The sequence below is a fragment of the Curtobacterium sp. Curtsp57 genome (assembly GCF_047324335.1).
Classification (GTDB): domain Bacteria; phylum Actinomycetota; class Actinomycetes; order Actinomycetales; family Microbacteriaceae; genus Curtobacterium.
In genome coordinates, this window is the sequence record NZ_CP168511.1 from 3,515,093 (window position 1) to 3,538,778 (window position 23,686).

20 protein-coding genes are annotated in these 23,686 nt (G+C 71.0%); 18 read left to right on the forward strand and 2 right to left on the reverse strand.

The annotated features are described in order from the left end of the window. Positions 1–301: 301 nt before the first annotated feature. Genes ACEN9V_RS16905 through ACEN9V_RS16920 form a run of 4 tightly spaced genes read left to right on the forward strand, consistent with a single transcriptional unit; the run spans position 302 to position 5,464 of the window. The gene (locus ACEN9V_RS16905; RefSeq protein WP_413601286.1) at positions 302–1,960 is read left to right on the forward strand and encodes a xylulokinase; all 1,659 of its coding nucleotides are present in this window, start codon (positions 302–304) and stop codon (positions 1,958–1,960) included. After that, positions 1,957–2,673: an L-ribulose-5-phosphate 4-epimerase gene (locus ACEN9V_RS16910; RefSeq protein WP_281265370.1), complete on the forward strand. Its 717-nt coding sequence runs from the start codon at positions 1,957–1,959 to the stop codon at positions 2,671–2,673. The genes ACEN9V_RS16905 and ACEN9V_RS16910 overlap by 4 nt, the downstream gene beginning before the upstream one ends. Then, positions 2,670–4,187, forward strand: a complete 1,518-nt coding sequence (gene araA, locus ACEN9V_RS16915) for an L-arabinose isomerase (RefSeq protein ID WP_413601287.1) — start codon at positions 2,670–2,672, stop codon at positions 4,185–4,187. Before ACEN9V_RS16910 ends, araA begins: the two co-directional genes overlap by 4 nt. Positions 4,188–4,204: 17 nt before the next feature. Further along, positions 4,205–5,464, forward strand: a complete 1,260-nt coding sequence (locus ACEN9V_RS16920) for a D-arabinono-1,4-lactone oxidase (protein ID WP_413601288.1) — start codon at positions 4,205–4,207, stop codon at positions 5,462–5,464. Positions 5,465–5,528: 64 nt separating this feature from the next. Here the strand turns inward: ACEN9V_RS16920 and ACEN9V_RS16925 are convergent, their stop codons facing one another. Beyond that, positions 5,529–6,461, reverse strand: coding sequence for a LysR family transcriptional regulator (locus ACEN9V_RS16925; protein ID WP_413601289.1), 933 nt, complete (start codon positions 6,459–6,461; stop codon positions 5,529–5,531). Positions 6,462–6,611: 150 nt separating this feature from the next. Between ACEN9V_RS16925 and ACEN9V_RS16930 the strand changes: the two genes are divergently transcribed. From ACEN9V_RS16930 to ACEN9V_RS16965, 8 genes are all read left to right on the forward strand, one after another. Further along, entirely contained in the window at positions 6,612–7,442 is an 831-nt protein-coding gene (locus tag ACEN9V_RS16930) for an ABC transporter substrate-binding protein (protein ID WP_413601290.1), read from the forward strand. Between the two features lie 9 nt (positions 7,443–7,451). Then, positions 7,452–8,252 carry an amino acid ABC transporter permease gene (locus tag ACEN9V_RS16935; protein WP_281265365.1) on the forward strand — a complete coding sequence of 267 codons (801 nt, stop codon included), beginning with the start codon at positions 7,452–7,454 and terminating at the stop codon, positions 8,250–8,252. After that, the gene (locus tag ACEN9V_RS16940; protein WP_413601291.1) at positions 8,249–9,052 is read left to right on the forward strand and encodes an amino acid ABC transporter ATP-binding protein; all 804 of its coding nucleotides are present in this window, start codon (positions 8,249–8,251) and stop codon (positions 9,050–9,052) included. The genes ACEN9V_RS16935 and ACEN9V_RS16940 overlap by 4 nt, the downstream gene beginning before the upstream one ends. Beyond that, entirely contained in the window at positions 9,052–10,197 is a 1,146-nt protein-coding gene (gene solA / locus ACEN9V_RS16945; RefSeq protein ID WP_413601292.1) for an N-methyl-L-tryptophan oxidase, read from the forward strand. Before ACEN9V_RS16940 ends, solA (ACEN9V_RS16945) begins: the two co-directional genes overlap by 1 nt. Next, positions 10,194–11,378 (forward strand): N-methyl-L-tryptophan oxidase, encoded by a 1,185-nt coding sequence (gene solA, locus ACEN9V_RS16950; protein WP_413601293.1) that lies wholly within the window; start codon positions 10,194–10,196, stop codon positions 11,376–11,378. Before solA (ACEN9V_RS16945) ends, solA (ACEN9V_RS16950) begins: the two co-directional genes overlap by 4 nt. Positions 11,379–11,404: 26 nt before the next feature. Further along, positions 11,405–12,613, forward strand: a complete 1,209-nt coding sequence (solA, locus tag ACEN9V_RS16955) for an N-methyl-L-tryptophan oxidase (RefSeq protein ID WP_413601294.1) — start codon at positions 11,405–11,407, stop codon at positions 12,611–12,613. Beyond that, the gene (locus ACEN9V_RS16960; protein ID WP_413601295.1) at positions 12,610–13,305 is read left to right on the forward strand and encodes an SDR family oxidoreductase; all 696 of its coding nucleotides are present in this window, start codon (positions 12,610–12,612) and stop codon (positions 13,303–13,305) included. Before solA (ACEN9V_RS16955) ends, ACEN9V_RS16960 begins: the two co-directional genes overlap by 4 nt. Before the next feature lie 144 nt (positions 13,306–13,449). Continuing rightward, a complete protein-coding gene (locus ACEN9V_RS16965; protein WP_413601296.1) occupies positions 13,450–13,926 on the forward strand; it encodes a DUF2510 domain-containing protein in 477 nt (158 codons plus the stop codon). Between the two features lie 21 nt (positions 13,927–13,947). Here the strand turns inward: ACEN9V_RS16965 and ACEN9V_RS16970 are convergent, their stop codons facing one another. Beyond that, on the reverse strand, positions 13,948–14,904 hold the full coding sequence (locus ACEN9V_RS16970) for a helix-turn-helix domain-containing protein (RefSeq protein ID WP_413601297.1): 957 nt from the start codon (positions 14,902–14,904) through the stop codon (positions 13,948–13,950). Between the two features lie 55 nt (positions 14,905–14,959). On the opposite strand from ACEN9V_RS16970, the gene ACEN9V_RS16975 reads away from it, so the two are divergent. The 6 genes from ACEN9V_RS16975 (at position 14,960) to ACEN9V_RS17000 (ending at position 23,626) form a co-directional block, all read left to right on the forward strand. Continuing rightward, entirely contained in the window at positions 14,960–16,240 is a 1,281-nt protein-coding gene (locus tag ACEN9V_RS16975; protein WP_413601298.1) for an MFS transporter, read from the forward strand. 454 nt (positions 16,241–16,694) lie between these two features. Next, positions 16,695–18,362 carry an ABC transporter substrate-binding protein gene (locus ACEN9V_RS16980; RefSeq protein ID WP_413601299.1) on the forward strand — a complete coding sequence of 556 codons (1,668 nt, stop codon included), beginning with the start codon at positions 16,695–16,697 and terminating at the stop codon, positions 18,360–18,362. Further along, positions 18,359–20,020, forward strand: coding sequence for a dipeptide ABC transporter ATP-binding protein (locus ACEN9V_RS16985; protein WP_413601300.1), 1,662 nt, complete (start codon positions 18,359–18,361; stop codon positions 20,018–20,020). Before ACEN9V_RS16980 ends, ACEN9V_RS16985 begins: the two co-directional genes overlap by 4 nt. Next, on the forward strand, positions 20,017–20,955 hold the full coding sequence (locus ACEN9V_RS16990; protein ID WP_413601301.1) for an ABC transporter permease: 939 nt from the start codon (positions 20,017–20,019) through the stop codon (positions 20,953–20,955). The genes ACEN9V_RS16985 and ACEN9V_RS16990 overlap by 4 nt, the downstream gene beginning before the upstream one ends. After that, on the forward strand, positions 20,952–21,950 hold the full coding sequence (locus ACEN9V_RS16995; RefSeq protein ID WP_413601302.1) for an ABC transporter permease: 999 nt from the start codon (positions 20,952–20,954) through the stop codon (positions 21,948–21,950). The genes ACEN9V_RS16990 and ACEN9V_RS16995 overlap by 4 nt, the downstream gene beginning before the upstream one ends. 143 nt (positions 21,951–22,093) lie before the next feature. Beyond that, complete coding sequence (locus ACEN9V_RS17000; RefSeq protein WP_413601303.1) at positions 22,094–23,626, forward strand: C40 family peptidase; 1,533 nt, start codon at positions 22,094–22,096, stop codon at positions 23,624–23,626. Positions 23,627–23,686 lie beyond the last annotated feature (60 nt).

The window sequence follows — 23,686 nt, forward strand, 5'->3', positions numbered from 1 at the left end:
ACACGTCGGATGGATCACCGCCGAGCGACAGATCTCCGCCAGTCGGCGTGCCACGCGCGGGGTGTTGTGACCAGTCGGGCGGCAGGGGGTAGGGGCGGCAAGGGCGGCAAGGGCGGCAAGGGCGGCCAGGGCGGCAGGGGGGGGCAAGGGCGGCAGGGGGGTAGGGGGCGTGCCGGGGCGTGCCGGGGCGTCGGGGAAGGGCGGCGAGAGCGCGCACGGCACGACGGGATTGCGAGAGTGAGCGCTCACGTGCCAGGATGTGAGCGCTCACGAACGGACGACGAGGTCTCGGGAGGGAACCATGAGCGACGACCGCAGACACCAGGTCCAGGACGGGCGTACGACAATCGGGATCGAGCTCGGATCGACCCGCATCAAGGCGTGCCTGATCGACGAGGACCTCGTCCCCATCGCCAGCGGCGACCACGAGTGGGAGAACGCCTTCGTCGACGGGCGCTGGACCTACTCCCTCGACGACGTCGAGACCGGACTCCGCGCCGCCTACGCCGCCCTGGTCTCCGACGTCGAGGAACGGTTCGGCGTCCGGCCCACCACCTTCCGTGCCCTCGGGGTGTCCGCGATGATGCACGGCTACCTGGCGTTCGACGCGTCCGGGGAGCTCCTCGTGCCGTTCCGCACGTGGCGCAACACCTCGACCGGCCCGGCGGCCGCCGCGCTCAGCGAGGCCCTGTCGTTCACCATCCCGCTCCGCTGGTCGGTCGCGCACCTGTACCAGGCGGTCCTCGACGAGGAGCCCCACGTCGCCGAGGTCGCCGGCATCACCACCCTCGCCGGGTACGTCCACCGCCGGCTGACCGGACGGAACGTGCTCGGCGTCGGTGACGCGTCCGGAGCGTTCCCCATCGACCCGGCGACCAGGGACTACGACGCCGCCATGCTCCGCACCGCCGACGGACTCATCGGCCGGGACGTCAGGGCGCTCCTCCCCGAGGTCCTCGTCGCCGGGCAGGACGCCGGCAGACTCACCCCCGAGGGCGCCGCGTGGCTCGACCCGACCGGCACGCTCGAGCCCGGCGTCCCGCTCTGCCCGCCGGAGGGCGACGCCGGCACCGGCATGGTCGCGACGAACGCCGTCGCACCCCGGACCGGCAACGTCAGCGTCGGCACGAGCATCTTCTCGATGGTCGTCCTCGAGCACGCGATGACGACCCCGCACGAGGAGATCGACGTCGTCACGACCCCCGCGGGCGACGCCGTCGCGATGGTGCACTGCAACAACGGCGCGAGCGAGATCGCCGCGTGGGCCAGGGTGTTCGGCCGGTTCGCCGAGGCCGCGGGCAGTCCGCTCGACACCGACCACGTCTACGCGACGCTGCTCGCCGAGGCCGAGGGGGCGGACCCGGACGCCGGCGGCCTGTTGTCCTACAACTACCTGGCGGGTGAACCCGTCACGCACGTCGCGGACGGTCGTCCGCTCCTGGTCCGTGGTGCCGGCAGTGCGTTCACGCTCGGCAACCTCGTCCGCGCCGAGGTGCAGGGCGCGTTCGCCACCCTCGCGATCGGCATGGACGTACTGGCGGGCGAGGACGTCCGCGTCGACCGGATGACCGCGCACGGCGGCCTCTTCCGGACCCCTGGCGCCCCACAGCGACTGCTCGCCGCCGCACTCCGCGTGCCGGTCGCGCTCGAGGAGACCGCTGGCGAGGGCGGCGCGTGGGGGATCGCGGTCCTCGCGGCGTACCTGGAGCACGCCTCGGACGCCGACCTGACCGAGTACCTGCAGAAGCGGGTCTTCGCGGGGGACACCGTGCACGTGGCGGACCCCGACGAGCGGGACGTCGATGGCTTCCGTGCCTACCTCGGGCGTTTCCGGTCCGGGCTGCCCCTGCAGGCCGCGGCCGTCGCAGCCACCACCCGCGACGACGACGCGACCACAGACGAACTCGAGACGACGGCCGGAACCGAGCCGAGCCTCCAGGCAGAGGAAGTGACCCGATGACGGAAGCGAGCGTCCACGACAGCGCCGTTCAGGAGGCCGTGGCCGCGACGCGTGCGCGCGTCGCCTCCCTGCACGGCGAGTTGGTCCGCTACGGACTCGTGATCTGGACCGGCGGCAACGTCTCCGAGCGCGTGCCGGGCACCGACCTCTTCGTGATCAAGCCGAGCGGGGTGTCGAGCGACGACCTGACGCCCGAGAACCAGGTCGTCTGCACCCTCGACGGCGTGCCGGCGGACGGCTGGGGCAACGCGCACGGGCCGAGCTCGGACACCGCGGCCCACGCGTTCGTGTACCGGAACATGCCGGAGGTCGGCGGCGTCGTGCACACCCACTCCACCTACGCGACCGCATGGGCGGCGAGGGCAGAACCCATCCCCTGCGTCATCACCGCGATGGCGGACGAGTTCGGCGGACCGATCCCGGTCGGCCCGTTCGCGATCATCGGCGACGACTCCATCGGCCGCGGCATCGTCGACACGCTCAGCGGTCACCGGAGCCGTGCGGTCCTCATGCAGAACCACGGCGTGTTCACGATCGGCCGCGACGCGAAGGACGCCGTCAAGGCAGCCGTGATGTGCGAGGACGTCGCCCGCACGGTGCACATCGCGAAGCAGGGCGGCGAGGTCGTGCCGATCGCCCCGGACGACATCGATCGACTCTTCGACCGATACCAGAACGTCTACGGACAGAACCCAGAAGGAGCACTGCGATGACGCACGTCGACCCCACCGAGACCCTGGCGGGCTACGAGGTCTGGTTCCTCACGGGTTCGCAGGGCCTGTACGGCGAGGAGACCCTCCGCCAGGTCGAGGAGCAGAGCCGCGCCGTGCACGCCGAACTGGCACCGCACGTGCCGGTGACGCTCGTGTGGAAGCCGGTCCTCAAGGACGCCGACGGCATCCGCCGTGCCCTGATCGAGGCCAGCGCGGATGACCGGGTGATCGGCGTCACCGCATGGATGCACACCTTCAGCCCCGCGAAGATGTGGATCGGCGGCCTCAACGCGCTGACGAAGCCCCTGCTCCACCTGCACACCCAGGCGAACGTCGCGCTGCCGTGGGCGGACATCGACTTCGACTTCATGAACCTCAACCAGGCGGCGCACGGCGACCGTGAGTTCGGCTACGCCCTGGCGCGGATGGGCGTCCGGCACGCGACGGCGATCGGGCACGTGTCCGACGAGCGCGTGCAGCAGCGAGTCGCGAACTGGAGCCGCGCGGCAGCCGGCGCAGCGGCCATCCGCGACCTGAAGCTCACCCGGTTCGGCGACAACATGCGCTACGTCGCCGTCACCGAGGGCGACAAGACCGAGGCGGAGATCGAGCTCGGCGTGCAGGTCAACACCTGGGCGGTGAACGAGCTGGCCGCAGCCGTGGTGGCCGTCAGCGAGCAGGAGGTCGACGCGCTCGTCGCCGTGTACGACGAGCACTACGACGTGGTCGACGAGCTCCGCGACGGTGGCGCGCGCCGTGCCGCGCTGCGGGACGGCGCCGCGATCGAACTCGGCCTGCGGACGATGCTCGAGCAGAACGACAGCGCCGCGTTCACCACGAACTTCGAGGACCTCGGCACCCTCAAGCAGCTCCCCGGTCTCGCGGTGCAGCGCCTGATGGCCGACGGCTACGGCTTCGGTGCCGAGGGGGACTGGAAGACGGCCGTGCTGGTCCGCGCGATGAACGTCGCGGGTGCGGGGCTGCCGGGCGGCGCCTCCCTGATGGAGGACTACACGTACGACCTCACCCCCGGTGCGGAGAAGATCCTCGGTGCGCACATGCTCGAGGTCTCGCCGACGCTCACGTCGTCGCGTCCGACGCTCGAGATCCACCCGCTCGGCATCGGCGGCAAGGACGACCCGGTGCGTCTGGTCTTCACGGCCGACTCCGGCGAGGCCGTGGTGGTCGCGCTGTCGGACACCCGCGACGGGTTCCGCCTCACCGCGAACGTCGTCGACGTGGTCCCGCCGACCGAGGCGCTGCCGAAGCTCCCCGTCGGCCGCGCCGTCTGGGAGCCCCGTCCCTCGTTCCCCGTCGCCGCCGAGGCCTGGCTCACCGCCGGCGCCGCCCACCACACCGTCATGACGACGGCCGTGGGGCTGCAGGTGGTCGAGGACCTCGCCACGATCCTCGGCACCGAGTTCCTGGTCATCGACGAGCACACGACCTCCCGCGGGTTCCGCGACGAGGTGCGCGGGCAGCAGACCTGGCACCGTCTCGACCGCGGGTTCTGATGGCTACCATGGGCGACGTGATCGCGACGGAGCGCACCAACTGGGCCGGTAACGTGACCTACCGTGCGGCGTCGTTGGCGCGACCGTCGTCCGTGTCCGAGGTCCGTGCGCTCGTCGCGTCGACGCCGCGCCTGACGGCGCTCGGCTCGACGCACTCCTTCAACGAGATCGCGGACACCGACGCCGTCCAGCTCACGCTCGCCGGCCTGCCGCCGGTGCTGGAGATCGACACCGCCCGGCGCGTGGTCCTGGTCGCAGCCGGCATGACGCACGCGCAGGTCGCATCCGGCCTGGAGGCTCGTGGCTGGGCACTCGCGAACCTCGCGTCCCTGCCGCACATCTCCACTGCAGGGGCCGTCGCCACCGGCACGCACGGCTCCGGTGTGCGGAACCCCTCGCTGGCGCAGGCGGTGGTCGGGCTGGACGTGGTCCGTGCGTCCGGCGACGTGGTCCACGTGGCAGGGGACGGGCCAGACGCCGAGCTCGACGCGCACCGGGTCGCGCTCGGGGCACTCGGGATCGTGACCGCCGTCGAGCTCGCGATCGAGCCCACGTTCCAGGTGGCCACGACGGTGCACCTCGACCTGCCGTGGGACGCCGTCGAGTCGCAGTTCGACGCGGTGATGTCGGACGCCTACTCGGTGTCGATGTTCACGTCGTTCGACGATCGTGGCGCGCGACAGGTCTGGACGAAGCACCGCGTCGACGAGCCGGCACCGACGATCGACCTCGTCGCACTCGGTGCCAGGACCGCGACCGGACCCGTCCACCCCGGGGAGAACGACCCGGCCGGCGTCACCGAGCAGGGCGGCGTCCCCGGCCCGTGGTCCGAGCGGCTGCCGCACTTCCGGTCGTCGTTCACCCCGTCCACCGGGGCCGAGATCCAGGCGGAGTACCTGCTGCCCGCCGCGTCGGCGCTCCCCGCGCTCCGGGCCCTGCGTCCGCTCGCGGCCCTGTTCGCGCCGATCCTCATCGCAGCCGAGGTCAGGACGATCGCACCCGACACCGCGTGGCTCGCACCGTCGTCCGAGCGGCAGTCGGTCGGCGTGCACTTCACGTTCCGCCGGGACGTGGACGCCGTCGCCGCCGCGGTCGAGCGGATCGAGGACGTCCTCGCCCCGTTCGACCCGCGCCCGCACTGGGGGAAGGTCTCGGCCGCCTCGCCGGAGCGCCTGCACGAGGCGTACCCCCACCTGGCGCGGTTCGCCGCGCTCGCCCGCGAACTCGACCCGGCGGGCCGGTTCCGCAACCCGTTCCTGGAGCGCGTGCTGGCCTGACGGAGCCGAGCCGGGCCTCCCGTCCGGTCCCGCGCGGGGCGGACGACGGCAGCAGCGGGGCGGACTACGGCAGCAGGGGCGGGCGGTTGCCTCGCGCGATCTCGCGCGCCGCGAGTGTCCGCATCTCGTCGTGCACCAGTTCCAGGAGCCGGTCGGCCGCGACGAGTCCGTCGTGCTGCCGACGGAGCACCGAGAGTGGCGTGGTGGCGTGCTCGTCCGTCACCGGGACGTAGCTGACCCCGTCGAACGCGTGCAGTGTCGACACGTACGGCATGAGCGACACCCCGAGGCCGCACGCGATCGAGGAGAGCATCGCGACGTCGTCGAGCGAGTACGTCCGGATCTGCGGTGAGAACCCTGCCCGCACGCAGGCGCTGACGATGGCATCGTAGCCCGGGATCCCCTCGTCGCGGTGGAACAGCACGAACGGGTCGTCCCGGAGTTCCACGAGGTCGATGCGATCGCGGGTGGCGAGCGGGTGCGTCGCGGGCACGGCGGCGACGAGCGGCTCGTGCGCGACGAACGAGAAGTCGACACCCTCCGGTGCCTCGGAGAGTCGTCCGAACGCGAAGTCCACGCGGTGCTCGAGGACCGCACGGGTCACGTGGGTGTCGAACACGCTCATCAGCGAGACGCGGACGTCGGGCAGGGCTGCGCGGAGTCGCGGCACGACGCGGGGGACCAGTCCGGCGAACGTCGACGAGATCGAGGAGACCTTGAGCGGCACGGTGGCCGTCGGTTCGTCCACGACCGAGGCCTCGACCTGTTCGGCGTGGTCGAGGAGTGCCTTCGCCTGGGCGGCGAGGACGCGTCCCTGTGGGGTGAGCTCCGGCGCGCGCCGCTGCCCGCGCTCGAACAGCGACACCCCGAGTTCCCGCTCGAACCGCGAGACGGATTGGCTGAGCGCTGACTGGCTCATGCCGAGCCGGGCGGCGGCGTCCTTGAAGGAGAGGTCCTCGGCGACCGCCGTGAACGCTCGGAGATCGCGCAGTTCCATGTCCTGATCGTCGCACGGTACTTCCACGGACTTGCGATACGACGCCGTAAAGGTCGTGTTACTAAATTATTTCCGAACGTTTTTCGATCGCTTGCGTCGCTTACGGTGATTTTGCCCGCACCACCCACCCTCCCCAGCACAGGAGTCACCATGCGACGCACCCACTCCAAGGCCGCCGCGGTCGCCGTCATCGCGGCCCTCGCCGTCGGGCTCACGGCCTGCTCCACGACCTCCTCCGCCTCGACGTCCACCTCGTCGAAGGACTACGGCACCCTGACCGCCGGCACGCTGAAGATCGGCACGCTGAGCGACGCCAAGCCCTACGCCTACACCGAGAACGGGAAGCTCACGGGCTTCGAGGTCGACATGGCCACCGCGATCGCGAAGCACTTGGACCTCAAGCCGGTGTTCGTGCAGCAGGAGTTCTCGACGCTGCTGCCGGCCGTCGCCGCGGGGTCGCTCGACGTCGCCGCCGCGAGCACGTCGGTCACCCCCGAGCGCAAGAAGTCGGTCGACTTCTCGAACACCTACTTCATCGGGTACATCTCGATCATCACGCCCTCGGGATCGACGATCACCAAGAAGGCGTCATCGCTCACGGGCAAGCGCCTCGGGCTGATGCAGGGAACGCTCGAGGACCAGTACGCCCAGGACCACTTCCCCGGCGTCCAGATCGTCCGGTACCCGGACAACAACGCCGCGAAGGCCGCGATGCAGGCCGGCAGCATCGACGCCGTGTTCCTGGACTACCCGATCGGGCAGGACTTCGTCGACAAGGACGACAGCATCCAGATGCCGATCAACATCGAGCTCCCCGAGTACCCCGTGGCGATGAGCATGCACAAGGACAAGCCCGCGCTGAAGAAGGGCATCAACACGGCGATCAAGGAGATCATCGCCTCGGGCGAGTGGCTGGAGATCGAGAAGAAGTACTACCCGGACGCTCCGGTGCCGGACCAGTTCCAGCCGACCGACAAGTAGGCCGCGACCATGGACCAGCTCCAGACGCTCCTGCAGTCGTTCTTCAACGTCCCGGACATGCTCGTCGTCCTGCCCGACATCCTCGGGTACGGCCTCTGGAACACCCTGCTGCTGGCCGCCGCTGCGACCGTCGTCGGCATCGTCATCGGCCTGGGTCTCGCGGCGCTCGCCGTGTCCCGCAGCCGGACCCTCCGGGTGCTGTCGGGCATCTACACGGACGTGTTCCGCGGCCTGCCGGCGATCCTCACGATCCTGGTACTCGGGCAGGGGCTCGCGCCGCTGTTCAACCCGATCACCAAGGGCAACCCGTACCCGCTCGGCATCCTCGCCCTCGGCCTGATCGCCGGCGCCTACATCGGGGAGATCTTCCGGTCCGGCATCCAGTCGATCGACAAGGGGCAGCTCGAAGCGGCCAGGGCGCTCGGCATGGGCTACGGCCCCGCCATGCGGCTGATCGTCATCCCGCAGGGCATCAGGCGGGTGCTGCCGGCGCTCGTGAACCAGTTCATCGCGATCGTCAAGGACTCGTCGCTGGTGTACTTCCTCGGCCTGGTGACCTCGCAGCGTGAACTCTTCCGGGTCGGTCAGGACGCCGCCGTGACGTACGCGAACCTCTCGCCACTCGTCACCGCCGGGATCTTCTACCTGCTCATCACGGTGCCGCTCACCCACCTGGTGAACGTCATCGACCGCCGGCTCCGCACCGGCCGCGCAGCGGTCGACGCCGGTGACGCCGGCGGCCCCGGCCAGTCGACGGCCGCACCAGCAACCGCCCCCGCAGGGGCCGTCACGATCGGACAGGACGGATGACCATGACCACGCCCACCGACGGCACCACCACGCCGGGCGTCGACACCGGGGTGACCGACCTCGTCGGCGACATCCGCGGCGCCGGACTCGAACTCCGGGGGATCACGAAGCGGTTCGGCGCCAACGAGGTGCTGCACGGCGTCGACCTCGCCGTCCGACCAGGACACACCGTCTGCATCATCGGGCCGTCGGGCTCCGGCAAGTCGACGCTGCTGCGCTGTGTCAACCGGCTCGAGGAACCCACCGCCGGCACGATCCTGCTCGACGGCGACGACATGACGACGGGGGACCCGGATCGTCTCCGGAGCCGTGTGGGCATGGTGTTCCAGCACTTCAACCTGTTCCCGCACAAGACCGTCCTCGACAACATCGTGCTGCCGCTCCGGAAGGTGCGCGGACTCGGCGTCGAGGAAGCCAGGGACCGGGCGGTGCGCTCGCTGGCGGACGTGGGACTCGCCCACAAGCGGGACTTCCGCCCGGCGAGCCTGTCCGGCGGGCAGCAGCAGCGCGTCGCGATCGCCAGGGCGCTGGCGATGCGACCCGAGGTGATGCTCTTCGACGAGGCCACGAGCGCCCTCGACCCCGAGCTCGTCAAGGAGGTCCTCGACCTGATGACGGGCCTCGCGAAGGCCGGCATGACGATGCTCGTCGTCACGCACGAGATGGGGTTCGCGCGCCGGGCCGCCGACCACGTCGTCTTCATGGACCAGGGGCGGATCGTCGAACAGGGCGAGGCCGCGACGATGTTCGAACACCCCGAGTCCGAGCGGCTCGCCGGGTTCCTGTCGAAGGTCCTCTGATGCCGGGCGGACCCCGCGTCGCCGTCGTCGGGACGGGCACCATGGGCGCGATGACGCTCTGGCAGCTCGCCAGGCGCGGGGTCGACGCCGTCGGCTTCGACCGCTGGGCACCAGGGCACGCCTTCGGCGCGGCCGGCGGCGAGACCCGGCTCTTCCGCAGCGCGTACGCGGAGGGGCCGGAGTACGTCCCGCTCCTCGCCGAGTCACTCCTCGAGTGGCGCGCGCTCGAAGCGGAGACCGGTCTCGACCTGCTCTCCCTCACGCGCGGCCTGATGATCGGCCGGCCCGGGTCCGCCTTCATGCGTGGCGTGGTCGCCTCCGTCACCGAGAACGTCCTGCCGCACGAGGTGCTGACCGCCCTGGAGGCTCGTGGCCGGTTCCCCGAGACCGTCATGGACGACGACGAGATCGCCGTCCTCGACGAGCGGTCCGGCGTGATCCGAGCGGAGGTCTCCGTCTCCGCCGCGGCGCGCGCCGCGACCGACCGCGGGGCCGCGGTCAGCGTCGGGGACGCGGTCGTGGCCGTGGAACCTGGGCCCACCGAGGTGACCGTCGTGACGGAGGGCGGGGCGCGCCTCCCGTTCGACCGTGTGGTGGTGGCCGCCGGCGCCTGGTCGAACCGGATCCGCGGCATCGAGCTGCCGCGGCTCGACGTCCAGTCGATCGCCGTGCACTGGTACCCGGTCCGCCACCCCGACCGGTTCGCGGCCGAGCGGTTCCCGTTCGTGTGCCGTGACGCCGGCGTCGACTTCTGCATCTGGCCGACCACCGACGGGGCGACCGTCAAGGTCGGGCTCGCGGCGGGGCTCGACCACCTCGGGAACGCCGACGACCTCGACCAACGCATGCCGGACGAGCTGGTCCCCGTCGTCGACGAGTACGTCCGTCGCTACGTGCCCGACGCCGTCCCCGCAGCGGTCCGGCATGCCGTGCAGGTCGACGCGTGGACCGCCGACCACGACTTCATCGTGGACACCGCCGGTGACGATCGCATCGTCGTGCTGGCCGGGTTCTCCGGGCACGGCTTCAAGATGTCGCCGGTGATCGGCCGCGCCGCCGCCGACCTCGCGCTCACCGGGGAGACCGCGCTGCCGGTCGGCCGGTTCCGCGCAGGCCGCTTCGCACGGAACCCGACGCTCCGATGACCCGCTTCGATGCGGAGGTCGGCGTCGTCGGCGTCGGCACCATGGGGGCGCAGACGATGTGGCAACTGGCCAGGCGCGGCGTCTCCGCGATCGGGTTCGAGCAGTTCGCCCCCGGACACGACCGGTCCGGTGCCGGTGGCGAGTCCCGGCTGTTCCGGACCGCGTACCTCGAGGGCAGTCACTACGTGCCGCTCCTGCGCCGGTCCCGCGCCGAGTGGGAACGACTCGGTGCCGACACCGGCGTGCGACTGCTGCACATGACCGGCGGGCTGATGATCGGGACGGACGGCTCCACGTTCCTGGAGTCGGTCGGCCGCTCGATCGCCGAGCACGGCATCGACCACGAGTTCCTCGACACGGACGCCCTCCGGAGCCGGTACCCGCAGCACGCGGTCCGTGCCGGGGACGTCGCGTACCTCGACCACGAGTCGGGGTACCTGCGTCCGGAGCTCGCCGTCGCGCTCGCCGCGTCCGAGGCCGAGCGACTCGGCGGCGTCGTCCACCGACGGGCCCGCGTGACGGAGATCCGGATGACCGACGCCGCCGTCGAGGTGCACACCGACGAACGGGTGTTCCGCTTCCCGCGTCTCGTCGTCTCGGCCGGCGTCTGGACGTCCCAGCTCCTGCCGGGGATCACGCCGCTGCACGAGGTCATCCGCATCGTGATGACCTGGTTCCCGACGGCGACGCCCGAGCGGTTCACCGAGGACGTGTTCCCGATCTTCGTCCGCCAGTCCGACGGCTTCGACATCTCCGGCTGGCCGTCCATCGACGGTGCCACCGTGAAGATCGGCCTGAACAACGGGTGGGACCGGGTCGCGGACCCCGACCTCCTCGACCGCACACCTCCCGATGCACTGTTCGACGAGGTCCGGGACGCGATCCGCGCCCTCGTCCCCGGCGTCGTCCCCGAGGTGGTCCGCGCCGGCGTGTACATGGACGGCTACACCGCGGACCACGACGCGTTCGTCGGACCGCTCGGGTGGGACGACCGCGTCACCGTCCTCGGCGGGTTCTCCGGGCACGGCTTCAAGCTCGCCCCCGCGATGGGCATCGTCGCCGCCGACCTCGCCACGGCGGGGGCCACCGACCTGCCCGCCGCCTTCCTCGACCCCTCCCGCTTCTCCGTCAACGTCACCGCGGCCGACCGCCTGCGGTTCGGCCGCCGCGTCAGTCGCTGATCCAGCACCCCCTCGAAAGGAACCCCATGGAGACCATCACCACCGACGTCGTCGTCGTCGGACTCGGCGCGTTCGGATCAGCGGCACTGTGGCGTCTCGCCGCACGCGGCGTGGACGTCGTCGGCGTCGACCGGTACGGACTCGGACACCACATGGGCTCCTCGCACGGCGCCACCCGGCTGTTCCGCATCGCCTGCCAGGAGCACCCCGGCCTGACCCCGATCGCGCAGAAGTCCCTCGAGCTCTGGACCGCCCTCGGCGAGACCACCGGCGAGACCTACGTGCGCCAGACCGGCTGTCTGTCGACCGGGTCGCCGTCGTCCCGTCCGGTGTCCGGCGTCACGGCCGCCGCGGCACGCGCCGGCCTCGACGTCACGCACCTCGACCACGACGAACTGCTCCACGACTTCCCGCAGTACGGCGGCACCGCCGAGGACACCGTCGGCGTGCTCGACCCCGGTGCTGGCATCTGCTACCCGGAGAAGAACGTCCGTGCGCAGGGCGAAGCGGCGATCGCGCTCGGTGCCCGGGTGTTCACCGACACCCGCGTCACCGCGGTCGAGCTCGTCGACGGCGGGGTGCGGGTCACGACCCCGACCGTCGTGATCGAGGCGGCGCAGGCCGTGGTCGCCGCCGGGGCGTGGAACGGCAAGCTCGTCCCCGGCCTGCCCCTCCGCCCACGTCGCACCCCGCTGTACTGGTTCAAGCCGAAGGACGACGCGTCGGTGTCGTTCTCGCTCGACGCGTTCCCGGCCTTCATCCACGAGCTGCCCGACGGTCGACACCTGTGGGGGCACGGCTCGGACGAGGACTACCTGGTGAAGATCGGGATGGAGGACTCCGGCGCGAACTTCGCCGACACCGACGCCGACACCGTCGACCGGTACATCCACCCTCGCGGCGACATCGAGCAGCTGTCGTCGTGGGTCGCCGACGCGTTCCCGGAGCTCGACCCGGTGCCGGTCAAGGCCATCCCGTGCATGGTGACGAACTCGCCGGACGGGCAGTTCCTGGTCGGACGGCCGAACGGGGACCAGCGTCTCGTCATCGCGGGCGGCGACCACGGGCACGGCTTCAAGCACGCCGCCGGGGTGGGGGAGCTCCTCGCCCAGATCACCGTGGGGGAGACCCCCTACACAGTGATCGACTTCCTCGACCCGGACCGGTTCGCGAACGGGGCACCGGTCGACGCCGGCACCGTCCACGCCGGCTCCGTCGCCGCGGTCGGGGCGTGACGCGTCCGGTCGCGCTCGTCACGGGTGCGTCGCGGGGCATCGGCCTCGCGATCGCCCGCGACCTGGCGCGCACCCACGCCGTGATCGTCGGCGCACGGTCGGCGGGAGCGCTCGCCGCACTCGTCGACGAGCTGCCGGACGTCGTCCCGTTCGTCTGCGACGTGGGCGACGCGGACTCGGTGGCCGCCGCGGTCACCACGCTCGGGGTCGACCGGCTCGACGTCCTCGTGCACTCGGCGGGCATCGCCGACGAACGACGGTTCGACACCTTCACGCGCGACGACTGGCGCCGGTCGTTCGAGGTCAACGTGTTCGGCGTCGCTGACCTGACCGCGCGGCTGCTCCCGGCGCTCCGCGCGGCGCACGGCACCGTCGTGTTCCTCAACTCCGGGTCGGGGATGTTCTCCTACCCGGACGGTGCCGTGTACTCGGGGACGAAGTTCGCGCTCCGCACGATGGCCGACTGCCTCAGGGAGGAGGAACGGTCGCACGGCGTGCGGGTGGTGTCCGTGCACCCGGGGTTCGTCGACACCGACATGGCGCGGACGATCAGACGCGAGTCGGGGCGGGAGGGATCCGACGAGTCGTACGTGCAGCCGTCGACGATCGCCGCCGGGGTGCGGGTCGCGGTCGACGCTCCGCACGAGGCGCAGTTCGAGACCATCTCGATCCGTCCGACGCTGCGCGCCTGAGTGGGTGCCCGCGGGAGGCGACGCGCGGACGGGAGGCGAGCCGTGCCTCCCGTCCGGTGGCCGCACTCAGCGTGACCAGCACTGGGGTCTGTGCGCCCACCTGCTGCGGCCGTACGCTGCCGAGCAGGCAACGAGGGGAGCACAGTGACGCTGCCGATCGCCGGGTGGTACCCGGACCCGCAGGACCCGAGTCGGACCAGGTGGTGGGACGGCGCCAGGTGGGGGCAGCTCGCCCCAGCGCCGCAGCTCGCGACGGCCGCTGCGCCCGTCTACGAGGCCCCGCCACGCCCACCCGCACCGTCCGAGTACCGGCAGCAGGCCGCCTGGAACGACGAACCCGTGCTGCGGGGTCGGAAGGCCCGGATCGCGAAGGACCGGGCGACGCGGGCGGCGAACCCCTTCGGGTACGCCGGCCTCGTCCTGGCGCTGATCGCGTTCCTCTTCAACGTGTTCGCGATCCCCGGCATCCTCGGCATCGTCTTCGGCGCGATCGGTCTCGCGCGCGCCGGACAGCTCACGGGATCGCGCATCACGGGCTTCGGCGTCTCGCTGGCAGCGATCATCCTCGGACTCGCCGCCTCCGGAGCGTTCCTGGCTCGGGCGGCGCAACTGCTCGGCTGAGCCGGCCACGGCCGGGCGGGGCTACGTCACCCGGGTGAGTGCCTGACCGAGGTCGCTCCGGTAGTACAGGACGGCGCGACCGTAGCGCGTCCGGTTGAGCAGGCCGCTGCGCTCGAGTACGCGGAGGTGCTGGTTGACGGCGGAGGTCGAGACACCGAACCGCATGGCGAGATCGGTCGACGAGGCCGGTTCGCCGAGCGCCTGCAGGAGCCCGGCGCGCGTCGAGCCGAGCAGATCGCGGACGGCGCTCTGGTCGGGGTGCGAGGTGGTGGACCACATCGCACCCTGACCCCTGGCCGGGTACATGATCGTCGGGGGCAGGTCGTCATCGATCGGGGTGGACGCCCGGACGACGAAGATCGATGGAACCAGGGTGACGCCCTCGCCGTGCACCGGGCGGTCGCGGGCGATCGGGCTCGAGAGCCGCACGTCGAGGTTCCGGCCGTCGAAGCGCACCGAGTCGGAGAGCCCGCGGAGGACGGCGCCGACACCCTCGTGCGCCGCGATGCGTCCGCGGTGCGTGATGTCGGACTGCATCACCGCGCGCATGCGGAGCCAGTACGGCGCGAAGCAGAGCCGCCAGGCGTCGGACAGGGCGTGCTGGAGGCGTGCGACGACGGCGTCGTGCCGGCCGGTGAACACCGTCGGGACCGTCCCGTGCACCCGCTCCAGGTCGTCGTGCATGCGCTTCCGGCTGAGCCGACCGAGCGCGACGAGCTCGTCGTCGAACGACGTCAGGGGCGACTCCGGGCGCGGGTTCACGAAGTCGGCCACCCACCGCCGCTCGTCGACGAGGCCGAGCAGGACCTCGTCGTCGAGGAGCGGTCGGACGGCGGCGATGCCGTCGAGCCACGGCCGCTGCAGCGGGTAACGCTCGGGCGCCCGGAACGCACGCAACCCGAGTCCGAGCTCGGACAGCGGGGAGATCCCGAATCGGATCGTCGACACGTCGCTCGCCTCGAGCTGGTACCGGATCATGAAGCCCCACGCTACATCGATTCGTTCGGCTGTCCGGATCGGCCAGAAAGGATCCGTGAGCACCAGCACGGCAGTCCCCGAGGTCCCGATCCGCACCCTCGTCCGGCAGGACGCGACCCTCCGACGCCTGCTCACCGTGACCCTCGTCGACACCGTCGGCCGCGGGGCGTTCTTCACCCTGACCTCGCTCTACCTCACCACGATCGTCGGGATCCCCGCGGTCGCGGTCGGCCTGGGGCTCACCGTCGCGGGTGCGGTCGGGGTCCTCAGCTCGCTCGGGTTCGGACACCTCGCGGACCGGTGGAGCGCGCGACGGATGCTCGTCTGGCTGCACCTGGTCCAGGGGCTCGCGCTCATCGGGTACGTCCTCGTGCACGACCTGGCGTCCCTCGTCGTCACGGCCTCGATCGTCACGCTGGCCCAGCAGGGTGGCTCGTCCGTGCGCTCGGCCGCGATCGGTCGTGCCTTCCCCGGCGGCGAGCGCGTCCGCGTCCGGGCGACCATGCGCACCGTCACGAACATCGGCATCGCTGCGGGGACGGCCCTCGCGGCGATCCCGCTCGCGGTCGGCACCGGTGCCGCGTACCGGGTGACGATGGTCGCGGCGGGTGTGCTGTTCGTGGCGTCGGCCTTCATGCTGCTCGGGTTGTCGCGAGCCCGGGTCGACGTGCCGGCGGCCGAGCGGACCGAGACCGGGTCGATCGTGCAACCGGTCCGCGACGGGCGCTCGCCGTACCGTGACGTCCGGTTCCTCGGCGTGACCGCGCTGACCGGGGTGTTCGGCATCCAGTTCGGGCTGTTCGAGGTCGCCGTGCCGCTCTGGGTCGTCGGGCACACCGTCGCGCCCGACGTGCTGGTCTCGCCGCTGCTGCTCGTGAACACCGCGGTCGTCATCGCCCTGCAGGTCCGCATGAGCCGGGGGACGGGCACGATCGAGGGCGCCGGTCGGTCGATGGTGCACGCCGGATGGCTGATGGCGGTGGCGTGCGGACTGTGGGCGGCAGCCGGGTGGGTCACCGGAGATGACTGGCTGCCAGCGGCGATCGCCGGCGCGGTGCTCGTCGTCGCGGCGCTCGTGCACTCGCTGGCGGAGATCACCTCGAGTGCGGCGGGGTGGAGCCTGAGCTTCGAGATGGCGCCCGCGGATCGGGTCGGCGCGTACCAGGGTGTGTACGGAACCGGGTACGCGGTGGGTGCGATGGTCGCTCCGGCCGTGGTGACCCTGACTGCCATCGACCTCGGTACCGTCGGGTGGGCGGTGCTCGCGGCGATGTTCCTGGCCTCGGCACTCGGGACCGCCGCGATCGCCCGGCGTGCCGTCCGCGCACCGGCCTGATCGACGAGGAGCGGCCGCGCCGCTGGCTGCGGCGCGGCCACCCGTGTCACTGGCCCCGGCAGACACGAGGAGCAGTGGGCCAGGGGTGTGGAGCCGACCGGGGTCGGCTACACTTGCACCCGAGCGAAGAACTCGGGGGAAGTGTCGTTTCCCCTGGCGTTCCACTCGGAGAGCGAATCGAAGCCCGGGCCTGTTGCTGCAGTCCCGGGCTTCACGCATTCGCCCTGAGCCCACGATCCGGCGGTGTCACGGGCCCATCGATCAGCCTACCGAAACTGGAGTATCAGCTCGGCTGGGCCGGATCGGGAATGGCCGGCCGTAACAGACGACTTGGATTGTTTCGTCGCGCGTCGTGCTCGTGTGCCGGTGCACCTGCCCGGTGCCAGGATGGACGCCGCCGCCGCAGCAGCACGGCAGCACCGCAGCATCAACCCCCACGAGGAGCACCACCGTCATGAGACGCCCCAAGCGCCTGACCATCACCGCGGCCGTGGCCGCAGCCGCAGCCCTGGTCCTCACCGGCTGCTCGGGCGGGGGTGCCTCGGACGACGCGTCGGCCGGCACCAGCAAGGGCGGCACGCTCAACATCCTCACGACGGCGACCGCGGTGCACCTCGACCCCGCGACGAGCCAGAACCTCAACATCACCACGCTCGGCCTGGTGCTCCGTCGCCTGACGGCGTGGGACGTCCAGCCCGGCAAGACCGCCAAGGTGGTCCCGGACCTCGCGACGAACACCGGCGACTCGAGCGACGGCGGCAAGACCTGGACGTACCACCTCAAGAAGGGGCTGGAGTTCCAGGACGGGACGCCGATCACCACGAAGGACATCAAGTGGGGCATCGAGCGTTCCTTCGCGCCGACGCTCACCGGAGGTCTGAGCTACCACAAGTCGCTGCTGGTCGGCGGGTCCGACTACAAGGGCCCGTTCGACGGCAAGAGCCTCGACAGCATCGAGACCCCCGACGACTCCACGATCGTGTTCAAGCTGAACGCGGCGTACGGTGACTGGCCGTGGCTCGTGTCGATGCCCGCGTTCGCCCCGGTCCCCGAGGGTGACGGCACCGACACCGGAGCGTACGACGCCAAGCCGGTCGCGTCCGGCCCGTACCAGGTCGAGTCGAACCAGCAGGGCTCGCAGATCACGCTGGTCCGGAACAAGTCCTGGAGCGCGAAGACCGACGACGTCCGCACCGCGGGTCCGTCGAAGGTCGTGTTCAAGGAGAGCCAGGACCCGTCGACGGTCACCCAGACACTCATCGCCGACAACGGCGACGCGAAGGACTCCTTCGGTGCGACCTACCTCGGTGCGGCCGAGCTGAACCAGGTCCGGTCGAACCCTGCTGCACAGGACCGTCTGGCGACGTCGAAGGCCGGCCCGATCAACTACATGGCGATCAACACGCAGAAGGACTCCCTCAAGGACCTCCAGGTGCGCAAGGCGCTGCAGTACGCGGTGGACAAGAAGTCGTACCGGATCGCGGCCGGTGGCGCGCTCGCCGGTACCTACGCGTCGACCCTCATCACGCCTGGTATCGCCGGGCGGCAGGACTACGACCTGTACAAGCCGGGTCCGACGGGTGACGTCGCCAAGGCGAAGAAGCTCCTCGCCGACGCCGGTGTCACGGACCTGAAGCTCACGCTCGTGACGCAGAACGACTCGTCGAACCTCGCCGAGGCGCAGGCGCTGCAGGCTGGCCTCAAGCGGGCAGGCATCACCGTGACGCTCAAGCCGCTCGACATCGACTCGTTCTACACGGCGACGACCGACGGCAGCGACTTCGACCTCGCGCTCTTCAGCTGGCAGCCCGACTTCCCGAGCGCCAACGCCAACATCCAGCCGCTCTACGCATCGTCGGAGATCGGCGACGGCGGCTACAACGTGTCGAAGTACAGCAACCCCGAGGTCGACGCCCTCATCGAGAAGGCGACGGGCACGATCGACCAGAAGGCGGCGCAGAAGCTCTGGGCCGAGGCTGACCGGAAGATCATGGCCGACGCCCCGATCGTCCCGCTGACCTATGCGAAGCAGTCGTTCCTCGCCGGATCGAACGTGCAGAACTTCCAGATCGCGGACTTCCCGGCGTACCCGAACTACCTCAAGGTCTCGCTCGGCAAGTGACCGATCCGATCCTGCAGGTCGAGGGGCTCCACGTCGCGTTCGGCGACGCGGAGCCCGTCGTCCGTGACGTCTCCTTCGACCTGACACCCGGTCGTGTGCTCGCCCTCGTGGGCGAGTCCGGTTCGGGCAAGTCCGTCAGCGCCATGAGCGTGCTCGGCCTCCTGCCGCCGCAGGCACGGGTGTCCGGCAGCATCCGCTTCCGCGGTGCTGAGCTCGTCGGCGCATCCGTCGACGAGCTCCGCGCCGTTCGCGGCGCCGGCATCGGCGTGGTGTTCCAGGAGCCGATGAACTCCTTCACCCCGGTCCTGTCGATCGGCACGCAGATCGCCGAAGCGGTCAGGGCGCACCCACGTGGGCTCGACCGCGCCGCGGTCTCGGGACGCATCGACGAGCTGCTCCGGTCAGCCGGGCTCGCCGACCCGGAGCGGATCCGGAGGGCGTACCCGCACGAGCTCTCCGGTGGGCAGCTGCAGCGCGCGATGATCGCGATGGCGCTCGCGGGTGACCCGGTGGCACTCATCGCGGACGAACCGACGACGGCGCTCGACGTCACGGTGCAGGCGGGCATCCTCGACCTGCTCCGGACGCTCTGCCGCGAGCGCGAGCTGGCCGTGCTGCTGATCACGCACGACATGGGCGTCGTCGCGGACGTCGCCGACGAGGTCCTCGTGATGCGACGCGGCGAGCCCGTCGAGCACGGCGCGGTGGACGCGCTGTTCCGCGCGCCGCAGGCCGCGTACACGCGCGCCCTGCTGGCAGCGGTCCCCAGCCTGGAGGGTCGTCCCGCTTCCGCCCCGCCGCCTGCGGACGGGGCCGACGGGGCGGAGGCGAGCCGAGCCTCCCGTCCGGTGGTCGCGCGGATGCGCGACGTCGCGGTCCGGTACGACCGCCGGGGTGCGCCGACGGTCTCCGGGATCGACCTCGAACTGCGCGCGGGCGGGACGCTGGGCCTCGTCGGGGAGTCCGGTTCCGGCAAGTCGACCATCGGGCGAGCCCTCGCCGGGCTCGTGCCCGTCGTCGCCGGCGCCGTCGAGGTGGACGGCAGCGACCTCCGCACGGCACGTGGCCGCCGGCTGCGCGAGATCCGGAGCCGTGTCGGGATCGTGTTCCAGGACCCGGCATCGTCGCTCAACCCGCGGCAGACCATCGGGTGGAGCATCGCCGAGCCACTGCTCGTGCACGGCGTCTCCGCGGCGGACCGGACGAGCCGCGTCTATGACCTCCTCGTCGCGGTGCAGCTCGACCCGTCGTGGGCGGAGCGCTTCCCGCACGAACTCTCCGGGGGCCAGCGGCAGCGTGTCGCCGTCGCCCGAGCACTCGCGCTGCGTCCGGCGCTCGTGATCGCCGACGAGCCGACCTCGGCGCTCGACGTGACCGTGCAGGCCGCCGTGCTCGAGCTGCTCTCGTCGCTGCAGGACGAGTTCGGCTTCGGGATGCTGCTGGTCAGCCACGACCTCGCGGTGGTGCGGCAGCTCGCGGACGAGGTCGTCGTGCTCCACGACGGCCGCATCGTCGAACGCGGCGACACGTCGACCGTGCTGGACGACCCGCAGGAGGACTACACCCGCATGCTGCTCGCCGCCGCGCCCGTGGCCGACCCCGCACGTCAGGCCGCCCGGCGCGAGGCGTGGCGTGCGCTGACCGGAGGTGTCGCATGACCGCGAACGTCGTCGACCGGCCAGTCGCCGCGTCCGGCGCCCGCTCGACCGGGTTCCGTGCGGTGGTCCGTCGCGTCCGCCGGGACCGCTGGGCCGTCGCATCGGCGATCGTCATCGTGGTGTTCCTCCTCGTTGCCGTGTTCGCTCCCGTGATCGCCGCGATCAGTGGGCAGGACCCGTACTCGTACGACATCAACACGCTCAACTCGTTCGGTGCGCCCCGCGGGGCGCTGGGCGGTGTGAGCGGCACGCATTGGTTCGGCGTCGAGCCGTTGACCGGGCGGGACCTGTTCGCGATCGTGACGTACGGTGCGCGGACCTCACTCGGGATCGGGCTCGCAGCGACGGCCATGTCGCTGGTCATCGGGGTGCTGGTCGGTGTCACGACCGGGTTCTTCGGCGGCTGGTACGACCGGGTGCTCTCCCGCGTGGTCGACGTCATGTTCGGGTTCCCGTCCCTGGTCTTCATGATCGCCCTCACCGCGATCGTGCCGACCTCGTTCCCGAAACCCGTGCTCGTCGTGCTCGTCATCGGGTTCTTCGGCTGGCCGTCCGTCGCGCGTGTGATCCGCGGGCAGACGATGTCGCTCCGCACCCGCAACTACGTCGTCGCGTCCACCGCGCTCGGAGCCGGCCGCTGGCACGTGATCCGGACGCAGCTCCTGCCGAACCTCGCCGCGACGATCACCGTCTACGCGACGATCTCGATCCCCTCGATGATCGGTGCGGAGGCAGCGCTGTCCTTCCTCGCCGTCGGGGTCACCCCGCCGACGCCGTCGTGGGGGCGCAGCATCGGTGACGCGATCGGGTGGGTGCAGACCGACCCGATGTACCTCGTGTTCCCCGGTGCCGCACTGTTCCTCATCACCCTGGCGTTCAACGTCCTCGGCGACGCGCTCCGTGACGCCCTCGACCCGCGGGGAGGCACGCGATGACCACCTTCCGCTTCGTCCTCGTCCGGGTGCTCGGCGCCGTCGTGGTGCTGCTCGTCGTCGCCGCGGTGACCTACGCGCTGTTCATGCTGCTGCCGACGAACCCGGCACGCGCGATCTGCGACAAGCCCTGCACGCCCGACCGTCTGCGCGAGGTGCAGGCGTTCCTCGGGACCGACAAGCCGTGGATCGCACAGTTCCTGGCGTACCTCGGCGGCATCTTCACCGGGCGCACGTTCGGCACCGGTGCCTCGGTGATCCACTGTGCGGCACCCTGCTTCGGGTACTCGTTCCAGCTCCACGACAGCGTGACGTCGCTCATCGTGACGCGCCTGCCCGTCACCGCGTCGATCGCCGTCGGTGCCGCGGTGCTGTGGCTCGTCGCGGGCGTCGCCGGGGGAGCGGTCTCGGCACTCCGCCGCGGATCCGCCCTGGACCGCACGGTCATGGGGATCGCCGTTGCGGGGGTGTCCGCACCGTCGTACCTGGTCGGCCTGCTGGCGATCCTGTTGTTCGGGTTCGTCCTCGGGGTCCTGCCGACGAGCGGCTACGTGGCGTTCACCGACGATCCGGTGGGGTGGTTCACGCACCTGGTACTGCCGTGGTGCGTGCTCGCGTTCATCAGCGCGGCGATCTACGCCAGGCTCACGCGAGGCGAGATGCTCGAGTCGATGTCGCAGGACTTCGTCCGGACCGCCCGCGCGAAGGGCATCCGCGAACGTCAGGTCGTCGTGCGGCACGGACTCCGGACCGCGATCCTGCCCGTGGTGACACTGTTCGGTCTCGACCTCGGCTCGCTGCTCGGCGGTGCGGTCATCACCGAGAAGGTCTTCTCGATGCAGGGGCTCGGTGCGCTGCTCATCGACGCGGTGCACACGCTCGACCTGCAGGTGGTCGTCGGGTTCACGCTGTTCTCGGCGTTCCTCGTCGTGACGGCGAACGTCATCGTCGACGTGGTCTACGCGTTCGTGGACCCGCGGGTGCGGCGCCGGGCGTAGTCACGGGCGGCGCCGTTCGCGTCGTCCTCGCTGAGACTCCGTACACGTTCGCACGGCCGCGCCGCACCAGCATCACGATCGTCGTCGGAGTCCGCCGAACGGAGGACTTGTCGCACGTTTCGAGGCGGGTGAACAGTTCGATCGTGAACATCACACAGGGGGGCCGCGACACCACGTCGCGGCCGGTCCGTACCCGGACCAGGAACACGTTCATCACGGTCGCGGTCGCCGCGATCGCCGTGGTCGCCACGATCGGGACCGCAGCTCCCGCGCTCGCCGGGCAGCCAGGGCTCAACACCGGCGGAGGCCCGTCCGCACAGGCGAACAGCGCCATCGCCTACGCCGAGAGCATGTGGAGCACGAGCAACGGCGGGAAGAACCCGAACACGTACTACGCGCTCGGCGGCAACGGGCCGGACGCGTGGGACTGCTCGGGACTCGTCTGGAAGGCGTACCTGCAGGCCGGCATCGACCTGTCGGGCGGCGCGTCGCGGCCCGTCGTCGGTGACGAGTACAACGCGCTGAAGAGCCACATGGTGTCGCGGTCGAACGCGCAGCCCGGAGACATCCTGTTCTGGACGAGCAACGGCTCGACGAGCGGGAACTTCCTCCACGACGGGATCTACCTCGGTGGCGGGTACATGGTGGCGGCGGCCGCACCCGGTGAAGGCGTGAAGGAACAGACGCTCTGGTCGGAGCCCGGTGAGGAGCTCCTCGACGTCGTCGGGCGCCCGACCGGTTCGCTGACCGGCGTGGGGTCAGGCGGCGGGACGGTGACGAACTCGTCCTACGTGACCGCGGCCCAGGTCAACACGGGCAAGCTGTGGAGCATCACGGCGAAGAAGGCCGCGACCGCCTACGACGTCGGCGTCGCAGCCGGCACGAGCCCGGCGATCGCGGCGCTGCCCGGTGGCAAGTACGTCAGTGCGTTCCAGGCCCAGGGCGGCAGTCTGTGGACGATCACCTCGGACGGCGCAGCGACCTCGTTCCCCGTCGGGATGAAGGCCGGGACGAGCCCGTCGATCATCTCGACCGCTGGTGGCGGGTACGTCGTCGCGGTCCAGACGAACACGGGCAAGCTCTGGACGATCACGAACACCAAGGCGGCGACCGCGTTCGACATCGGCATGAAGGCCGGGACGAGCCCGTCCATCGCCGCGGTCGGGAGCGGCTACGTGGTGGCGGTGCAGACCACCACGGGCGACCTGTGGAGCGTGACGAACACGAACGCGGCGACGTCGTTCGGCATCGGCATGATGGCGGGCACCAGCCCGGCGATCACGGCGACCAGCAACGGCGGCTACGTCATCGCTGCACAGACCAACACCGGTGATCTGTGGAGCGTGACGAACACCAAGGCGGCGACGTCGTTCGGCGTCGGCATGAAGACGGGCACGAGCCCGGCGATCCTGCCGATCTCCAGTGGTGGCTACGTCATCGCGGTGCAGACGAACACCGGGAAGCTCTGGACGATCACGAACGGGAAGGCGGCGACCGCGTTCGACATCGGCATGGAGGCGGGCACCAGCCCGTCGATCGCCGCGGTCGGCAGTGGGTACGTCGTGGCCGTCGAGACGAACACGGATGCCCTGTGGACGGTCACCAACGACAACGCCGCGACGGCGTTCCCCGTGGGCATGAAGGCGGGGACGAGCCCGGCCATCCTCGCCCAGTGAGGTTGCTCGGCTGACGCGGGGGCCTGTCGCACGACAGGTCCTCGCACAACCGAAAGCAGT

What these genes read in the sequence shown, in the direction of transcription:
- solA (WP_413601292.1), top strand. Translation starts at nt 9,052, where the DNA reads ATGCCGGGCGGACCCCGCGTCGCCGTCGTCGGGACGGGCACCATGGGC.
- ACEN9V_RS16995 (WP_413601302.1), top strand. Translation starts at nt 20,952, where the DNA reads ATGACCACCTTCCGCTTCGTCCTCGTCCGGGTGCTCGGCGCCGTCGTG.
- ACEN9V_RS16925 (WP_413601289.1), bottom strand. Translation starts at nt 6,461, where the DNA reads ATGGAACTGCGCGATCTCCGAGCGTTCACGGCGGTCGCCGAGGACCTC.
- solA (WP_413601294.1), top strand. Translation starts at nt 11,405, where the DNA reads ATGGAGACCATCACCACCGACGTCGTCGTCGTCGGACTCGGCGCGTTC.
- ACEN9V_RS16990 (WP_413601301.1), top strand. Translation starts at nt 20,017, where the DNA reads ATGACCGCGAACGTCGTCGACCGGCCAGTCGCCGCGTCCGGCGCCCGC.
- araA (WP_413601287.1), top strand. Translation starts at nt 2,670, where the DNA reads ATGACGCACGTCGACCCCACCGAGACCCTGGCGGGCTACGAGGTCTGG.
- ACEN9V_RS16905 (WP_413601286.1), top strand. Translation starts at nt 302, where the DNA reads ATGAGCGACGACCGCAGACACCAGGTCCAGGACGGGCGTACGACAATC.
- ACEN9V_RS16940 (WP_413601291.1), top strand. Translation starts at nt 8,249, where the DNA reads ATGACCATGACCACGCCCACCGACGGCACCACCACGCCGGGCGTCGAC.
- ACEN9V_RS16930 (WP_413601290.1), top strand. Translation starts at nt 6,612, where the DNA reads ATGCGACGCACCCACTCCAAGGCCGCCGCGGTCGCCGTCATCGCGGCC.
- ACEN9V_RS16910 (WP_281265370.1), top strand. Translation starts at nt 1,957, where the DNA reads ATGACGGAAGCGAGCGTCCACGACAGCGCCGTTCAGGAGGCCGTGGCC.
- ACEN9V_RS16935 (WP_281265365.1), top strand. Translation starts at nt 7,452, where the DNA reads ATGGACCAGCTCCAGACGCTCCTGCAGTCGTTCTTCAACGTCCCGGAC.
- solA (WP_413601293.1), top strand. Translation starts at nt 10,194, where the DNA reads ATGACCCGCTTCGATGCGGAGGTCGGCGTCGTCGGCGTCGGCACCATG.
- ACEN9V_RS16970 (WP_413601297.1), bottom strand. Translation starts at nt 14,904, where the DNA reads ATGATCCGGTACCAGCTCGAGGCGAGCGACGTGTCGACGATCCGATTC.
- ACEN9V_RS16980 (WP_413601299.1), top strand. Translation starts at nt 16,695, where the DNA reads ATGAGACGCCCCAAGCGCCTGACCATCACCGCGGCCGTGGCCGCAGCC.